Here is a 15982-nt window from a genome sequence, read left to right as displayed (position 1 = left end):
CTTAAAACACCGCAAAAACCCGCTCAAATCAGTCGGCTCTCGCTACGGCCAGCATTCTCGGACAGCCTCCTAGATACTTGACAGCAATCGCGACTACATCACTGGATTGAAGTATTCGTCGATGCCCAAACCCTTCCACTGACAATAACTCCCCCCTTGGTAAAGCCTGTGCGATCCGAACGCCCTCGCAATGGTTAACTTCCTTGTCGCATTGGTCGTGCACCACCAGCACACGCCCCTCTACAGCCTGGGCGAGACAGAGGTGATTCAGCTCCTCAAAGTTAACCTGAAAGCGATGTTCGATCCGCTTCTGTGCAAGCGATATGACCTTCGAGGTCATATTCAAAAAATGGCCGGCTTGTGCCAAATACCGACCGGGCTCCTCAGGCGGCGCTATATAAACTGCGTGGGTAACCGACGGCAGCCGACTTAGCGCTGCAGAAACCGCCACTGTACCCAGCGAGTGCGCAATCACGCCAGCCACCTGACCGTGGTCCGCAAACACGCGCTCAGTGGCCGCTATCATCTCCGGCAACCCGGTCAGCGTTGGCTCGTTGAGTCCATGTCCTGGGGCGTCGAAGGTCACGACACTAAACCCTTGCTGGACGAGAGGCGCGATGAAACGCCCCAGCTGCGTCCCTCGGCTGGACCATCCGTGCACCAGCACCACGACAGGGCCTTCTCCCCAGCTGTAAACAGGAAATGGCTTACCCGACGTTGTGGAGCACCAGCGAATGCTGGCTGTCTCGGCCAGACGTTTTTCCCACTCAGGTAGCGCGTAACACCCTGGTGTCAGGAATCGTGCTTCCAGCATTTTGGCGGCCAATGAGGGAAAGACCAGCGCAAACAGCCGCAATAATACGCGCTGCGCCGCAACTTTTTTGTCACTTGCTCTCATGATGATTCTCCAGCTCGAATAGCCCGTTATCCTAAAACGGGCGATAAATCGTCGATGGATGACTATCCGCTTAATCGACTGCATTGCCGAGATTGCCACCACGACAGTGACCTGGCTCAACGCTTATGGCTGATACTTGAGAGTGCACAGAATACCCTCCGACCGCCAATGCGCTACTCATGCTACCTCCTCCCAAACACCGGTTTCAGCGACAGCCTGAGCGAACTGTCTAAAATCTCGCGGTTCACGGCCCAGCGCCCGCTGAACGCCATCTGCGAGTTGAGCGTTGCGACCGTCCAGAACCGTTCCCATCAGGTACTCCAACAGCCAGCGCATCTCTGCAGGCGCATTATTCTCTTCTAATCCTTGGCTGAAAGACTGGAGACTAATGGGCACATAGCGCACCTCTCGCCCTGTCGCGAGCGCAAGCTCCTGCGCGACCTGGCTGAAAGTGAGCAAGCGCGGTCCTGTAACCTCATACACTTCGCCGCTATGGCCTGGTTGGACCAGCGCAGCCACCACCACATCGGCGATGTCTTCAATGTCGATAAATGGCTCGGCGACCTTGCCTGCAGGAAGCGCAATAACGCCTTGCTGCACCATAGGCGAGAACTCGCCTTCCGAGAAGTTTTGGCTAAACCAACTGGCACGTACCACTGTCCATTCAGCGCCCGATTCCATCACGATTTTTTCACAGCGCTGCGCTTCATCCTCGCCCCGTCCTGATAACAGGACCAGACGCTGAACACCCTCCCGCACGGCCAGATCGACAAAGGCGGAGATAGCCTCAAAGCTGCCTGGTACCGCAAGATCGGGTGCAAAGGTGATGTAAATCGACTTTGCCCCTGCAACCACATCAGCCCATGTGCCCGGCTTGCGCCAGTCAAACGGCACCGGGCCTGAACGCGAAGCACTACGCACATCCACTCCCTTCGCCTCAAGTTTCTCTAACACCCGAGACCCGGTCTTGCCGGTCCCGCCGATCACTACAATTGGCCCTGCTACTTGATTATCCAGTGACTTCATAACGACCTCCGCATTAACTTTACACAGTGTCAATTGACACTGCGTAAACATTAGATCTAAACTTGACACTATGTCAAGAGAACCTAATTCAACACGTGATCGCATTCTGGAAACAACCGTTCGCCTGCTCGAGCAGAAAGGGGGGCGCGGGGTCAGAATGAGCGATATTGCCACTCATTCCCGAGTCTCCCGGCAAGCGCTCTATCTGCACTTTGCCTCAAGAGCCGAGCTACTTATCGCCGCCACACGATATCTGGACGAACAGCTGGACCTGGGCAAGCGTCTGCATGGATCCCGAAACGCCGCCAGCGGAGTCTCGCGGCTTGAACTCTTCATCCAGTTCTGGGGCCATTACATTCCCGATATATATGCAATAGTTAAGGCGCTCATGCTGGCCGAAGCCAGTGATGAGGCCGCCGCCGCCGCTTGGAAGGACCGATGCAACGCTGTACGGGAGGGATGTCAGGCAGCCATAGAAGCACTTGTTGCAGATGGAATGCTGGCTGATGGGTGGCAACCCCAGCAGGCAACCGATGCGCTCTGGACGCAACTACATATCACTAACTGGGAAAACCTCACACTGCACTGCGGCTGGTCAACAGAACAATATGTCGAACGAATGACAGCCATGGCCAGAAGTTGTTTTGTACGCCAAACGTGAAGCACAGTTTTGTGTGGCGCCCCGCAGCTTCGAAATCAGGTTCAATGTTGCGGCTTTTACACCGGGACAATTCACTCTGTGTAACAGTGCAAAGGGCAACTATGACCGGATTGCCGAAATATACTTAAGCATTTGTTTTTTAAAACAAATAAGTAAAATATTCCAGGGGATGCGCAATATCCATGGCTAACGCGGCTTCGATAAGGGCAAAGCCGACTCTGCTCTAGCTGCAGGCTCTGCGGCCGCCTGCTGCAGCCGGTTCCGATAGGCCCGCAACTCCCGTCGTACCAGCGGTGCCAGCAGGTAAATACCCAGTACGTTAGGCACACAGATCAGAAACACCATGGCATCGGAGAAGCTCAATACGGCTTCGAGCTGAATCATGCTGCCCAAGGCTGCAAATATACAGAACACCAGCTTGAAGCCCAGATCCGCCCGCGGGTTTTCACCCACGATGTAGGTCCAGCCCTTGAGCCCATAGTAGGACCAGGAAATCATGGTCGAGAACGCAAACAGCATGGCGGCAAAGGCCAGTAGTGGTGGCGACCAGCTCAGCTGACGTTCAAAGGCCGCCGAGGTCATGGCCACGCCGCCCTCTATGTCTGTCAGGCCAGGCTGGTAATAGAGCGTGGTGATGATGACAAGCGCCGTGAGACTGCAGATCACAATGGTGTCGATAAAGGGCTCAAGCAGGGCGACGTAACCCTCGGTCGCAGGCTCACGGGTACGCACCGCTGAATGGGCGATAGCCGCCGACCCCAGGCCCGCCTCGTTGGAAAACACCGCGCGCTGAAAACCAACAATCATGGCGCCCAGAGCGCCACCGGCGGCGCCTGTCGAGGTGAAAGCCCCGTCCCAGATGGCCTGCAGCGCAAAAGGCAGGGCTTCACGATTGAGGATGATAAGCAGCAGCGCCAGGCCCACGTAAAGCACGGCCATAAAGGGCACCACCTTCTCTGTGACCTTAACAATGCTGCGAATGCCACCGATGATCACATAACCCACCACCGCAGCCATAATCACACCGAAGAGCCAACCCTTGTCACTGAACCAGCTCTGCTCCTGGCCACCGGTGGCCGCCACAAACTGCGCGAAAGCCTGGTTGGACTGGAACATGTTACCGATCCCCATGGCACCGATAACGATACCCCAGGCATAGAGCAGCCCCATCAGCCGTCCCATGCGCGGCAAGCCCCGACGGGCCAGGCCATCGCGCAGGTAATACATGGGGCCACCGGAAATGGAGCCGTCCTTATTGTGCTGACGGAACATCACCGCCAGGGTGCATTCGACAAACTTGGTGGACATGCCGAGAAAGCCCGCCACCAGCATCCAGAACACGGCGCCGGGGCCGCCAATGGCAATCGCCACCGCCACACCGCCGATATTGCCTATCCCCACTGTGCCAGAGAGCGCCGTAGCCAGCGCCTGAAAGTGCGACACCTCCCCCGTCTCACCGGGGGTCGAAAAATCACCACGCACCAGACGCAGCGCATGGGGCAAGCCACGCAGGTTGATAAAGCCCAGATAGAGGGTGCAGAACAAGGTTCCAGCCACCAGCCAGAGCACCACCAGCGGCAGTTGCACGCCCATCAGCTCAACGCTGTAAAACACCAGGCTGGAAAACATCTCACTCAGCGGCGCAAGCAGTGCATTGATCTGGGCATCCAGTCCTTGGGCGCGGCATACAGGCGCCAGTAGCATGAGCAGCAGCCCGAGCGGCTGAACAATATGAAAACGTCTGATATGACGGGCACGAACGCCCGCCTGTCGACAGACAACAGCTATAAAGGCCATTGGGCTGGCTCCCGAAAGTTGTTCTTGTTAGGAGTAAAGGCCCCAACCGGGTAGCACCGCAAAAGCGATCATCCGGCCAGCAAAGGGCCAACACTATAACGATCAATGTTCAGGGGATCGAAGAACCAGTTGCAGCCCGATGCTGGGACCAGTGGCCGGCATTGCTAGCTGCAAGTAGCTAGGAGGCTGTCCGACAATACTCAAATCAGTCGGCTCTCGCTACGGCAAGCATTCTCGGACAGCCTCCTAGGGGCTAGGGGCTAGTCGAAAGCGATAAGCTGTAAGCTGTAAGTATTAGGTATTTACTCATAAGTCCGTCCCTTGTGCCTTAGCCATCCTCGAGGCGTCCTCGGGGATCATATGGTTCATCGAGATAGCTCCAGTGCACCCACCCTGCCGGTCAAGTCTCTGCCTGCCAGCAGGACTCACTCATAGGTGCGATCATTGTGCCGCAGCCATCCGCCTTCATGGCTTCCCCTTGGATCATGGTGCGTCCAGTGGACCACACCACCGCGGTCATTCCACTCATATTCGCCGTAAAACTCGACCTCATCGCCTTGGCGCAGGCTGTCGATGCGGGGCGCAAGATCGATATTGTGGGCGATCAGCAGGGTGCCGCCACCGGGCAGATCCAGGATAAAACGCTGATGCCGACTGCCCTTGAGGTCATCTGCCAGCAATCGCGACACCCGGCCACTGCCGCGCACCTGCGTATCGCTTTGCCGCCTGGCGATCACCTGCATCAGAGCCGCATTCGAGACACCGGAAGATTCAGCCACAGGGCCGGTTGGGGCGATGCGCTCAAATGCGCTGAACCCACCCACCACCAGAACCACCAGCAACAGCCATTTTTTCATGCGTTCAGCCCCAAAAGGTTTCCGGCGCTCAATGCCAGAGAGTGCCAGGTTGCGGTTAAAGAGCGACACCCAAGTAGCCAATTGCGCCCTGCGGGGCTTTGCGGCTGGCCAACAGGTCCGCCAGGAATTAGCTTAAGACTTTAACCCAGTGAAGCCTGCCATGAACCGAGCCTTTGTAAAAGAAGACAGTGATCAGCCGGAGCATCTGCCCGACCGGCCCTTGAGTCCGCACCCCAATTACATGACCCTCGAGGGCCATCGCCGGATGCAGGCACAACTGCAGCAGTGCGAACAGGAAATCACGGCTCTCAAGGCCGGTGATGACTGGGCCGCCAGCACCCGGTTGCCGGCACTGGAGCGGGATCTGCGCTACTACCGCGCCCGCCTGAAAACGGCCCAGGTGCTGGAACCTGCCAGCACCACAGCAACAAGCGTACGCTTTGGCTGCAGCGTGCACTTTGTCGACGAACAGAATAACGAACACCGGTTTCGCATTGTTGGCGAAGACCAAGCCGATATAGCCCAGGGCCTGCTCAGCTGGACCTCGCCACTGGCCAAGACACTGCTGGGTCGCAGCCTTGGCGATTGCGTGCGCTGGCAGCGCCCGGCCGGTGATCTTGAGATCGAGATCACCGCCATCGACAGCGGTTGTCTCGATTGAAAGACCCGCAGCAGCTCAGCCCCGCGCTGCGGTCATTTCCTGCCAGAACCCCTGCGCCAGCTCGCTCAACGGCATGTCCCGCAGCCGGATCAGGTAAATCGGCACCCGGCTGCGGGAGCTGAAATTTTCCACCTCCAGTGCCACCAGCTCCCCGTTTGCAAGCTGGGTCTGCACCATCTGCGCCGGCATGCGTGCCCAGCCCATGCCCGCCACCAGCAGGGCTTTTTTCATTTGGTAATCTCCCACATACCAGCGCTGCCCGCCCGGAATCACATGGACGTGGTCAAACTGTGATACCGATCCACTGTCGCTGAGCAGAATATGCGGGCAGCCGCGCAGCTCGGCCTGGCCGATAATGCGCTCGCCCGCACCGCTCAGATAGGACGGTGCTGCGACCGTCAGCATGTCGATGTCGCCCACACGTACAAAGTCGAAGCGTTCATCCAGACCCGTATGGGGGCCCATGGCCAGATCGGCCTTTTCCTGCAGCAGGGATTCCACTATGCCCGACAGGTGCTGGGTATTGATGCTCAGGTGCATCTGCGGATAACGCCCACAGAACTCCTTTACGGTTTCCAGCCACAGCGGATAGGCACACATGGCACTGAGGGACAGTGCCAGCGAAGGCGCCGCGTCCTGGGCCAGGTGGTGCCCCAGGGTTTCCAGGCGCTGCACCTGCCCCAGCAATTTTCGGGCTTCACGGTAGAACGACTTACCCGCCGGCGTCAGCGCGGGCCTGTAGCTGTCACGGTTGAACAGCTGCAGCTCGAACTCATCTTCCAGCGCCCGCACCGCAGCACTTACCGTGGACTGGGTCTTGAACACCTGGCCTGCAGCGGCGCGAAAACTGCCCCGCTCCACCACGGCAATAAACGCCCTTAGCTGCTCGTTGGTCATGCTGACGACGCCCCAGTTAATGAATGATAAAAACGATCATAATGAGCTAAACATATCGTTATCTTACGTTCATAAACCGGTCTACTCTAGCGGCTTGTTAAAGCGATCTTCAAGCCAAGGAGCACCCTGCGTTGGATCTGACACTCTTGTGCGTACTGGCCGCGGGCCTGATCACCGGTTTCTCCAAGTTTTCCGTTGGCGGCATGGGGCTGCTCATCCTGCCAGTGCTGATGATTGCCGTGACCGGCCCACAAGCTCTGGCCATACTGGTGCCCATGTATGTTGCCACCGACCTGATGGCCATCGCCATGTACAGACGTGATATCAGCTGGGCGGTGCTGATTGCGCTGCTGCCGCCGGCGCTGATCGGCGTCTTGCTGGGTACCTGGCTGCTCGGCAGCCTGGATACCAGTGCCTTCACACCCATGCTCGGCGGGCTGATTCTGGCCATGATTGCACTGGGGCTCTGGCTGGATCACAGGCCCACCGGCATCATGCGCCACCCGCTGGCGGCCAATATCACCGGCCTTGCCGCGGGCTTTATCAGCATGGTTGCCAATGCCGCCGGACCTCTGTTCAGTCTCTATCTGCTGGAACAGCGGTTGTCCAAGGACGCCTACGTCAGCACCCGTGCCTGGGGTTTCATGATCATCAACGGTGCCAAACTGCCGATGCTCTGGACCCTGGGTCTGATCACCCAGGACAGCCTCAGGCTCAGCCTCTACGGCCTGCCGGCCCTGGTTCTTGGCGCCAGCATCGGTTACTGGCTGCTACGCCGGCTGAAACTGTCACAGTTCAAATGGCTCATCCGCATCATGGCGAGCCTGGCCGCCATCAAGCTGTTTGCCTTTAGCTGAACTGCGGCATTTCCGGGGAGTGGGCCATTGGCTATGCTTAAGGGCAAGTGCAGCGCTTGAGCGTTGCCGCCGTTAAGTCGCCAGCCCGGATACAACCATGCTGCTCACCGTCGCCCATTTCGATTTCCCCTATCAGGCCCAGATTGCCCGCTCTCAACTCGAAGCCGAAGGCATAGACGCCTGGGTCGCCGATGAATTCACCATCAGCATGCAGTGGCTCTACAGCAACGCTCTGGGTGGTATTCGACTGCAGGTCAAGCCCCAACAGCTATGGCGGGCACAGGAGATTCTGGCCCAGGACCGCAGCCAGGATGTGGAAGACCAGGAAGGCAGCGACCCTTTGGTCTGCCCCTGCTGTGGCAGCAGTAACACCCACTACCAGCCGGTGGGGCGTCGCCTGGCCTTTCTGGTATTTCTGGGGCTCGATTTTCCGCTATTTCCGGTGCGTAACGCCGTGCATTGCACCGACTGCGGCAGTACCAGCCGATTTGATGACTGATCAAGTCTGCACCCACCCCATGAAGCAGGCTGTACTATTATCAAAAGACGATTCACGGCCTGTTGTTGCACCCTGCCCATGGCGACTATCAGCTTCACTTCCCACCTGCAGCGCTATCTCGACTGCCCCTCGCTGAACGTCAGTGCAGGCACCCTGCGCGAAGCCCTCAGCCAGGCTTTTGCCGGCAATGCCCGCCTGGCGGGCTATATCCTCGATGACCAGCAACGACTGCGCAAAAACGTCGCCATCTTCATTGATGGGCAGCAGATTCAGGATCGCCGTCACCTGAGCGACAGGCTCAAACCCCAATCCGAAATTTATATACTGCAGGCGCTCTCCGGTGGCTGACAAAACCCTGCGCGCCTGACGACAAACACCCAACTGCGGGGACAGCAAAATGCAACTCAGAGTCGGTACACGCAAGGGGCTATTTATTTTCGACCGCGTCGCGGCCGACCAGTGGCAACCACAGGCCCCGGCCCTGCTGGGCGACCCCGTCACCATGCTGTTAACCGACCCGCGCAGCGGCGATCAGTTTGCCGCGCTGAACCTGGGACACTTTGGCGTCAAACTCTACCGGGCAGACGCTGGCAGCGATAACTGGGTTGAAATCTGCACTCCGGCCTTTCCCAAAACAGATGCAGAAGATGGGCCCGCCGTCGAACAAATCTGGGAGCTGAGTCCGGGCGGCGTCGATCAGCCCGACACCCTCTGGGCCGGTACCATTCCTGGCGGCCTGTTCAAATCCACCGACAGGGGCGACTCCTGGCAGCTGATCGAATCGCTCTGGGCGCGGCCGGAACGCGAGTTCTGGTTTGGCGGCGGCTATGATGCGCCGGGTATTCACTCCATCTGCGTGCACCCCCACAACAGCCGCCATCTGACCCTGGCCGTCTCCTGTGGCGGCGTCTGGGAGAGTCTGGATGACGGCACCAACTGGCAGCTGATTGGTCAGGGTCTGCGCGCCGCCTTCCTGCCGCCAGACCAGGCCTATAACCCCACCAGCCAGGATCCGCACCGCATGGTGCGCTGTGCCGCAGCACCCGATCATCTGTGGATTCAGCACCACAATGGTATTTTTCGGTCCACCGATGGCGGCCACAACTGGTCCGAGATTACCGAGGCCGGCCCCTCCGTCTTTGGTTTCGCCGTGGCGGTGCACCCCAAAGACCCCGACTGCGCCTGGTTTGTCCCGGCCGTGAAGGATGAATGCCGCGTGCCTGTAGATGCCAAACTGGTCGTCACCCGCACCCGGGATGGCGGCCAAAGCTTCACCACACTCGACAGCGGCCTGCCCGAGGCTCCGGCCTACGACCTGACCTATCGCCATGCGCTGGCGGTAGATGCCGGCGGCAAGCTGCTGGCGTTCGGTTCAACCACCGGCGGCCTGTGGATAAGTGAAGATCAGGGCGATCACTGGCTCTGCCTGTCCAGCCACCTGCCACCCATCAATGTGGTGCAGTTCCACTCCTGAAGCTCCCTGCCCTCACCCCTCCACGCCTGTGCTGCAGGCGCACTGGCATTAATCATTCGGGTATCTGGCCCTAACAGTTGGCGGTTGGATCCATAAGAATGGACTCAAACCCCGTGACGCTGCATCTTGCTGCGACCCGGTGCGGGCTTCTCGCAACCGGCAAACAGGCAGTACTCATCGTTCATAAACCCAATAAAATTCGAGTTACTCGCCCATGAAACAGCTGGTCGCAAATCCCATCGACAGACTCGGTGAGCTCAAGCAACGCTACTTCCCCGGGCTCTGTGTCGCCGTGACTATAGGGATTGCCGCGACCTTCCTGTCCCAGCGCTACGGCGCGCCGGCCATGCTGATGGGCCTGCTGCTGGGACTGGCGTTCAACTTTCTCAGTGACGAGCCCCGTGTTGTGCCGGGCATTGAGCTGGCCGCCAAGACGCTGCTGCGCCTGGGTGTGGCGCTGCTGGGACTGCGCATCACCTTTTCCGATGTACTCACGCTCGGCTGGCCACCGCTGCTGATGGTCTGCTCAGCCGTACTGCTGACCATCGGTTTCGGTATTCTGATGGCACGCATGCTGGGCTTCAGCAACCGTTTTGGCACCCTCACCGGCGGCTCGGTCGCCATCTGTGGCGCCTCGGCGGCCATGGCTATCAGCAGCGTGCTGCCGCAAACCGAACAGACCAAAAAAGACACCCTCTTTACCGTCATCAGCGTAACCACCCTGAGCACCGTCGCCATGGTGCTCTACCCCATGATCAGCCATGAGTTGGGGCTGACACCGGCCGAAGCCGGGCTCTTCCTCGGCGGCACCATCCATGATGTGGCCCAGGTGGTTGGTGCCGGTTACAGCGTCTCGTCTGAAGTAGGTGATCTGAGTACTTTCGTTAAGCTGCTGCGCGTCGCCATGCTGGTGCCCATAGTGCTGGTGATCGGTGTTGTGATTCGCCGCTCCATGGCGAGTCGTGGTGAAGTGGGCGGTGGCAGCGTCGGCGTGCCGGGCTTCCTGATCGGCTTCGTGGTGCTCTTCACCCTCAACAGCCTGGGCTGGATGCCGCAAGTGATCGTAGAGCCCATGGCCGACAGTGCCTCCTGGCTGCTGCTCACCGCCATCGCCGCTCTGGGCGTGCGCACCTCGCTGAAGGAAATCCTCACCGTGGGAATCAAGCCGGTGTTGCTGGTCGTCAGCGAAACCATCTTTATCGTACTGCTGGTGCTGGGCTTTATAACCCTGACTTAAGCTCTTGAAATCCAGGTGCAGGATTAGACATCCTGCACCTGCAACGCCCATCCATCCGCTCGCCAAAATACCCCCCGCAACAACTACATCACAGCCCCCCTGCTGCATATAGCTGAGTCAGCCAATTAGCGCCCAGTTTCAGCGGCTTAGATAAAATCCCTCGCAGCAGAAAACTGCATAAAACGCCCGTTATGCCCTCTGGATGAACAAGCCCAGCATTATCCATGCGCACAGATTGCAGTCGCTATCGCCTAGCCGCTTTGGCAATACCCGCAGTAGCCGTCACAAGTATCACCCTGACCTGATGTGCTGGCGCTGGCTTTTGCAGGTATCCTGCTACAGTCCGGCCGCCCTTTTTACTTTTACGGGCTAGCCCCACAGACACACCGACTCATTAGCTAAAGGGCCTCCCGTGAACACCCGATTTCTCGAGACCTTCGTGCGTGTCGCCTCCCTGGGTAGCTTCCGGGCAGCTGCGGCGCAGCTAAACGTGTCGCAAGCTGCAGTCTCCAGCCGCATCCTGGCACTCGAGACCGAGTTCGACACTCAGCTTTTTGATCGTGAGCATCACGAGATTCGCCTCACCGCAGCGGGCACGATAATGATGGATAAGGCGCTGCGCGTTTTGGCAGCGGAACGTTCCCTGCGCGCGGCTATGAACACCGCGGTCATTGGCTCCGGGCGGGTTCGACTGGGACTGGTCAGCTCGGTGGTGCATACCTGGCTATGTGATCTGATTGCCGAAGTGGCGACCGCATTCCCCCAGCTTGAATTGGAGCTGACGGTCGAGCCCACCAGCAACCTTGCTACGCAGTTCGAGCGCGGCTCTTTGGACATGCTTCTCACCACCGATGAAACGCCCGCCGAGGCGGTCTCGAGCATAAGTTTGCACCCTCTGGAGTTAGCCTGGTATGCCGGCATCGAACTGGCCAGCACGCTGCCCGCAGGCACCCTTAGCATCCCTCAGATTGCGGCCTACCCGCTGATCACTTTCACCCGCAAGTCACGCCCCTATCTTGCGACTCTGGAGCTGTTCAACGAGCATGGTTTGCGACCGCCGGTGATGCATTGCGTCACCTCACTGGACGCAATTGTGCGCCTGACCGAACGTGGATTGGGCGTGGCCACCTTGCCGTGCGGCTCCGATCTGGAGTCCAGTTCACTGGTGCGACTGGATCTGGAGGCCCAACTGCCAGCCTTGCCGCTTTACTGCACATGGCGCGAGACCTCTGACTCGTCGCTATATCGCGCGATTGGAGAGCTTGCGGCGGCCTGTGCGCAGGCTCACGCACTGGCCAGCAAAGCCTGACGGGCCGCCAACCACAGCTCGAAATATCCCTGCGCAGAAAATCTGATCACGCCCGTTCGATTTATTCCGTTTGTGAATAAACCTGCTGCGGGCAATGCTGTTTTCAACACTCACACCGTCTGCCAAACGTTGCGATGCGCCGCAGGCAACTGTGGCCTCGGGCCCGGCGGGACTTGACTGACTGAAAGAGCACCTATGACCAAGCCAGATACGACGAACGCCGCTCAACTTTTCGTTTGGAGCGACATTGACCCAACCCACGAGACCGACTTCAACCAGTGGTATGACCGCGAACACATGGAAGAGCGCGTCAGCCTCCCCGGTTTCAGCGGTGCTCGACGTTACCGCGCAGACTCAGGCACAGCGCGCCGCTATCTGGCGCTTTACCGTGCCGAGGCACTGGACTGCTTCACTACTGCTGAATACCGCAAGGCCTTCACTCAGCAGACCAGCTGGTCGAATCTGAATTTCTCCCGCATGTCGAACACCCGCCGCCGTGTTATGTCGGTGGCACTGGAAGCAGGCTTTGGTGCGGGTAGCAAGGTCGCCATGGTTGTGCTGAACAAGCCGGTTGGCGAAGTTGGCATAGATGCTACGCAGATCGCCAAACTCATCAGTAACACGCTGGAGATAGATGGTGTTCTGCATGGGCAATACCTGGTGCCCGACACTAAACTCTCGACCCCTCTGCCATCCGAGGACACCGAAAACCGTGTTCTGGCACCGGCCATTGTCATAGACACCAGCTCCGAGTCCGCCGCTGCGGCTGCGTTGCAGTTGCTGCGTGAAGCACTCGGCGACGCGGTCGACGATGCACAAACCTTTTCCCTGCTTTGGTCCTTGGACCAGCGCGAGTTGTCTGCCTAAGGCAATCATGGCCGGTGGACAGCAGGCACAAGCTCGCTGCCACCTCCCCGACTTTCAACCCAATAAGAGTCACTTATGAAAAAAATTCTTTTGTCCGCCAGCGCCCTGGCGATGCTTGCCCTGCCTCTGTCCGTATCTGCCGAAACATGGAAAATGTCAGCACATGCGCCCGACAATAATTACCTGACACAAACAGCCCGCAGCTTTGCTGAAGACGTGGCCCGCCTGAGCAATGGCGAGCTGAACATTGAGGTCGTTTCGAACTCGGTTCTGCTAAAACGTGCGGAACTCAAGCGCGGTGTCCAGCGCGGCATCGTACCCATCGGCGAAATTCTGGTCTCGGCGCTGGGCAACGAAGACCCGATCTATTCCGCCGACGCAGTGCCTTTGCTGGCCTCCAACTTTACAGACGCGAAAAAACTCTGGGCCGTGACCAAACCCATTTACGAGAAAAACTTCGCTGAAGAGGGACTGGTGATGCTGTATTCCGCACCCTGGCCTCCCCAGGGCATCTACATGAAGTCCGAAGTCACAGACGCCTCTTCTTTTAATGGCGTGAAATTCCGCGCCTATAACCCATCGACTGCACGCCTGGCGGAAATGTTGGGCGCTGTGCCTGCGACCATCGCCACCTCAGAGATTTCGCAAGCCTTTTCGACCGGTGTTATCTCAGGGATGATCACCTCACCCACAACAGGTGTGGACAGTCAGGCTTGGGACTACGTGCCCTACTACTACGATGTGCAGGCCTTCATCCCGAAGAACATCATTCTGGTCAACAAAAAGGCCTACGATGCGCTGCCCGAAAATGTAATCGCAGCACTGCAGGAAGCCTCCGAATTGGCTGAAGTACGCGGCTGGGAAATGGCAGAAAAGGCCACTTCAGAGGCCACTGCGACCCTGGCCGAGAATGGCATGCAGGTTATCCCAACCCCAGAGGGCCTGAAGGCTGACTTCACCAAAATAGCCGCCACTATGAGCGCCGAATGGGCCGAGCAAGCAGGTGAAGATGGTCGGATGGTAATAGAGGCACTGCATGAGTAAGGCGACTCAATCCACGCCGAGAGAGGAGCCAGCCCAGCGCTGGCACCTCTTCTCAAAAGAGGGATGCACAAGACACCCGTTGGCGCTCTCGCGCTCTATTTACAAAGGCTGCGGGGCCCTGGCCGCCGCCACACTGTGCTTAATCGCACTGCTGATCGTAGCGCAGATTGCACTGCGTCTGGTGGGCCAGCAAATTCCCTCAGCCGACGATTTTGCGGCCTGGGCCTTGAGTGCTTCGATCTTCCTCGCCTTGCCTTCGGCACTGATCCACGGCGACCACATCCGCGTCACCTCAGTGCGGGGCTTGATCCCTGAGCCATACGGGCGCTGGGTCGATATCCTCGCCAGCCTGATCGCATGCTCGATGCTCGTCTGGGGCAGCTTCGCGCTGTTTCAGTTCGTCCAGGAAAGCTACAGCTACAACGACGTCAGCATCGGACTGGTCGCAGTGCCCCTGTGGATACCGCAGCTGGCGATGGTCGTAGGCAGCATTCTGTTTGCCGCAGCTATGGCCGAACGCGCTATTCGCCTGATGCTGAACCTGCCGGTCGAAATCACCGCCCCCACCTCACCCACGACGGAGATCTGACTTGGACAGCTTAATTCAAGCCGCGACCCTTTTGGGCGTGCTTTTCCTGCTCCTGGGCCTTGGCGTCTGGGTCGGCGTCGCACTGCTGATCGCAGGGCTAGTGGTTTTTCTGTTATTCACCTCCACCCCTGTCGACGCCATTTATGCGACCACCATGTGGGCGGCCTCCGCCAACTGGACCCTCACCGCCTTGCCCCTCTTCATATGGATGGGCGAAATTCTCTACCGCACCCGCTTGGCCGAAAACCTGTTCTCAGGTCTCGCCCCCTGGCTGGGTCGACTGCCCGGTGGTCTGGCTCACGTTAATGTTGCAGGCTGCGGAATCTTTGCAGCTGTGTCCGGCTCCTCGGCGGCAACAACAGCGACCATAGGCAAGATATCCCTGCCAGAATTATCGAACCGTGGCTACGACGACCGGCTGTCGATTGGCTCGCTCGCGGGCTCGGGTACTTTGGGTCTGCTAATCCCGCCATCGGTTGTAATGATCGTTTACGGGGTTGCAGCACAGGTATCGATCAACCGCCTGTTTATCGCAGGTGTGGTGCCCGGACTGATGCTGATGGCAATGTTCTCGAGTTACATCATCTTCTGGTCCCTGATGAACCGGCAGGCAATGCCACCCCCTGAAGCCCGCGTGCCAATTGGCGAACGCATCCGTGGCCTGCGGCTGCTGATCCCTGTTGTGGGGCTGATCCTCTGCGTCATCGGTTCGATATACGCGGGTATCGCCACTGCAACCGAAGCTGCGGCCCTGGGTGTGCTGGGTGCGTTGGTTATCGCGGCACTGAGCCGATCACTGACCATGAGCGCCTTTACCGAGGCCTTGATGGGTGCCACACGCACATCCGCCATGATCGGCTTCATCCTGCTGGGTGCCGCATTTCTAACCTCGGCCATGAGTTTCTCCGGCCTGCCAGCCGCCCTGGCGCAGATCATCTCGGGCAGCGGGCTAAGCACCTATGGTCTGATCGCGGTGCTGACCCTGTTTTTCATCCTGCTCGGCTGTTTCCTGGATGGAATTTCCATTGTGGTTCTAACCACTTCCGTGGTTCTGCCTTCGGTCATCGCTGCGGGCATCGACCCTATCTGGTTCGGCATCTACCTGATCATAGTGGTGGAAATGGCGCAAATTACCCCGCCACTGGGCTTCAACCTGTTCGTGATTCAAGGCCTCACAGGCCGTAGCATCTTTGAAATCACCCGCATGGTAACGCCCTTTTTCTGCCTGCTCGTGCTGGCAGTGGTCTTGCTCACCCTCTTCCCCGTCATTGCAACCGGCTTGGTCGAACTAAGCTACTGAAGGCCTGAC

At 58.6% G+C, this 15982-nt stretch carries 17 protein-coding genes; 12 read left to right on the top strand and 5 right to left on the bottom strand.

The features are described 5' to 3' along the window. Positions 1-28 precede the first annotated feature (28 nt). Both MPRO_RS13445 and MPRO_RS13440 read right to left on the bottom strand, forming a co-directional pair. A complete protein-coding gene (locus MPRO_RS13445) occupies positions 29-898 on the bottom strand; it encodes an alpha/beta hydrolase (RefSeq protein WP_067293362.1) in 870 nt (289 codons plus the stop codon). 177 nt (positions 899-1075) lie between these two features. Further along, positions 1076-1924, bottom strand: a complete 849-nt coding sequence (locus MPRO_RS13440) for an NAD(P)H-binding protein (protein ID WP_067293359.1) — start codon at positions 1922-1924, stop codon at positions 1076-1078. Between the two features lie 70 nt (positions 1925-1994). Here MPRO_RS13440 and MPRO_RS13435 point away from each other — a divergent pair, with 70 nt between their 5' ends. Further along, positions 1995-2585 (top strand): TetR/AcrR family transcriptional regulator, encoded by a 591-nt coding sequence (locus MPRO_RS13435; protein ID WP_067293356.1) that lies wholly within the window; start codon positions 1995-1997, stop codon positions 2583-2585. Positions 2586-2771: 186 nt separating this feature from the next. Here MPRO_RS13435 and MPRO_RS13430 read toward each other — a convergent pair whose 3' ends face one another. Then, positions 2772-4382 carry an alanine/glycine:cation symporter family protein gene (locus MPRO_RS13430; protein ID WP_216821307.1) on the bottom strand — a complete coding sequence of 537 codons (1611 nt, stop codon included), beginning with the start codon at positions 4380-4382 and terminating at the stop codon, positions 2772-2774. 425 nt (positions 4383-4807) lie between these two features. Beyond that, the gene (locus MPRO_RS13425; protein ID WP_067293354.1) at positions 4808-5239 is read right to left on the bottom strand and encodes a DUF3465 domain-containing protein; all 432 of its coding nucleotides are present in this window, start codon (positions 5237-5239) and stop codon (positions 4808-4810) included. A 160-nt stretch (positions 5240-5399) separates the two neighbouring features. Between MPRO_RS13425 and MPRO_RS13420 the strand changes: the two genes are divergently transcribed. Next, positions 5400-5900 (top strand): GreA/GreB family elongation factor, encoded by a 501-nt coding sequence (locus MPRO_RS13420; protein WP_067293351.1) that lies wholly within the window; start codon positions 5400-5402, stop codon positions 5898-5900. A 15-nt stretch (positions 5901-5915) separates the two neighbouring features. Here the strand turns inward: MPRO_RS13420 and MPRO_RS13415 are convergent, their stop codons facing one another. Then, positions 5916-6797, bottom strand: a complete 882-nt coding sequence (locus MPRO_RS13415) for a LysR family transcriptional regulator (RefSeq protein WP_067293348.1) — start codon at positions 6795-6797, stop codon at positions 5916-5918. A 131-nt stretch (positions 6798-6928) separates the two neighbouring features. Between MPRO_RS13415 and MPRO_RS13410 the strand changes: the two genes are divergently transcribed. From MPRO_RS13410 to MPRO_RS13365, 10 genes are all read left to right on the top strand, one after another. Beyond that, positions 6929-7654, top strand: coding sequence for a sulfite exporter TauE/SafE family protein (locus MPRO_RS13410; RefSeq protein WP_067293345.1), 726 nt, complete (start codon positions 6929-6931; stop codon positions 7652-7654). Between the two features lie 97 nt (positions 7655-7751). Next, entirely contained in the window at positions 7752-8153 is a 402-nt protein-coding gene (locus MPRO_RS13405; protein WP_067293342.1) for a putative signal transducing protein, read from the top strand. A 78-nt stretch (positions 8154-8231) separates the two neighbouring features. Then, positions 8232-8501, top strand: a complete 270-nt coding sequence (locus MPRO_RS13400) for a MoaD/ThiS family protein (RefSeq protein WP_067293339.1) — start codon at positions 8232-8234, stop codon at positions 8499-8501. A 49-nt stretch (positions 8502-8550) separates the two neighbouring features. Further along, positions 8551-9627: a WD40/YVTN/BNR-like repeat-containing protein gene (locus MPRO_RS13395; protein WP_067293336.1), complete on the top strand. Its 1077-nt coding sequence runs from the start codon at positions 8551-8553 to the stop codon at positions 9625-9627. A 214-nt stretch (positions 9628-9841) separates the two neighbouring features. Then, the gene (locus tag MPRO_RS13390; RefSeq protein ID WP_067293334.1) at positions 9842-10864 is read left to right on the top strand and encodes a YeiH family protein; all 1023 of its coding nucleotides are present in this window, start codon (positions 9842-9844) and stop codon (positions 10862-10864) included. Between the two features lie 412 nt (positions 10865-11276). Further along, positions 11277-12173 carry a LysR family transcriptional regulator gene (locus tag MPRO_RS13385; RefSeq protein ID WP_067293330.1) on the top strand — a complete coding sequence of 299 codons (897 nt, stop codon included), beginning with the start codon at positions 11277-11279 and terminating at the stop codon, positions 12171-12173. Positions 12174-12368: 195 nt separating this feature from the next. Then, a complete protein-coding gene (locus MPRO_RS13380) occupies positions 12369-13040 on the top strand; it encodes a DUF4286 family protein (protein ID WP_067293327.1) in 672 nt (223 codons plus the stop codon). 75 nt (positions 13041-13115) lie between these two features. After that, entirely contained in the window at positions 13116-14084 is a 969-nt protein-coding gene (locus MPRO_RS13375; RefSeq protein ID WP_067293324.1) for a TRAP transporter substrate-binding protein, read from the top strand. Further along, a complete protein-coding gene (locus tag MPRO_RS13370) occupies positions 14077-14673 on the top strand; it encodes a TRAP transporter small permease (RefSeq protein WP_082708749.1) in 597 nt (198 codons plus the stop codon). The genes MPRO_RS13375 and MPRO_RS13370 overlap by 8 nt, the downstream gene beginning before the upstream one ends. 1 nt (position 14674) lies before the next feature. Beyond that, the gene (locus MPRO_RS13365) at positions 14675-15973 is read left to right on the top strand and encodes a TRAP transporter large permease (RefSeq protein WP_067293319.1); all 1299 of its coding nucleotides are present in this window, start codon (positions 14675-14677) and stop codon (positions 15971-15973) included. The last annotated feature ends 9 nt before the right edge of the window (positions 15974-15982 follow it).

The organism is Marinobacterium profundum (genome assembly GCF_001528745.1).
Taxonomy (GTDB): domain Bacteria; phylum Pseudomonadota; class Gammaproteobacteria; order Pseudomonadales; family Balneatricaceae; genus Marinobacterium_A; species Marinobacterium_A profundum.
This window is presented reverse-complemented; position numbering and strand designations above follow the sequence as displayed.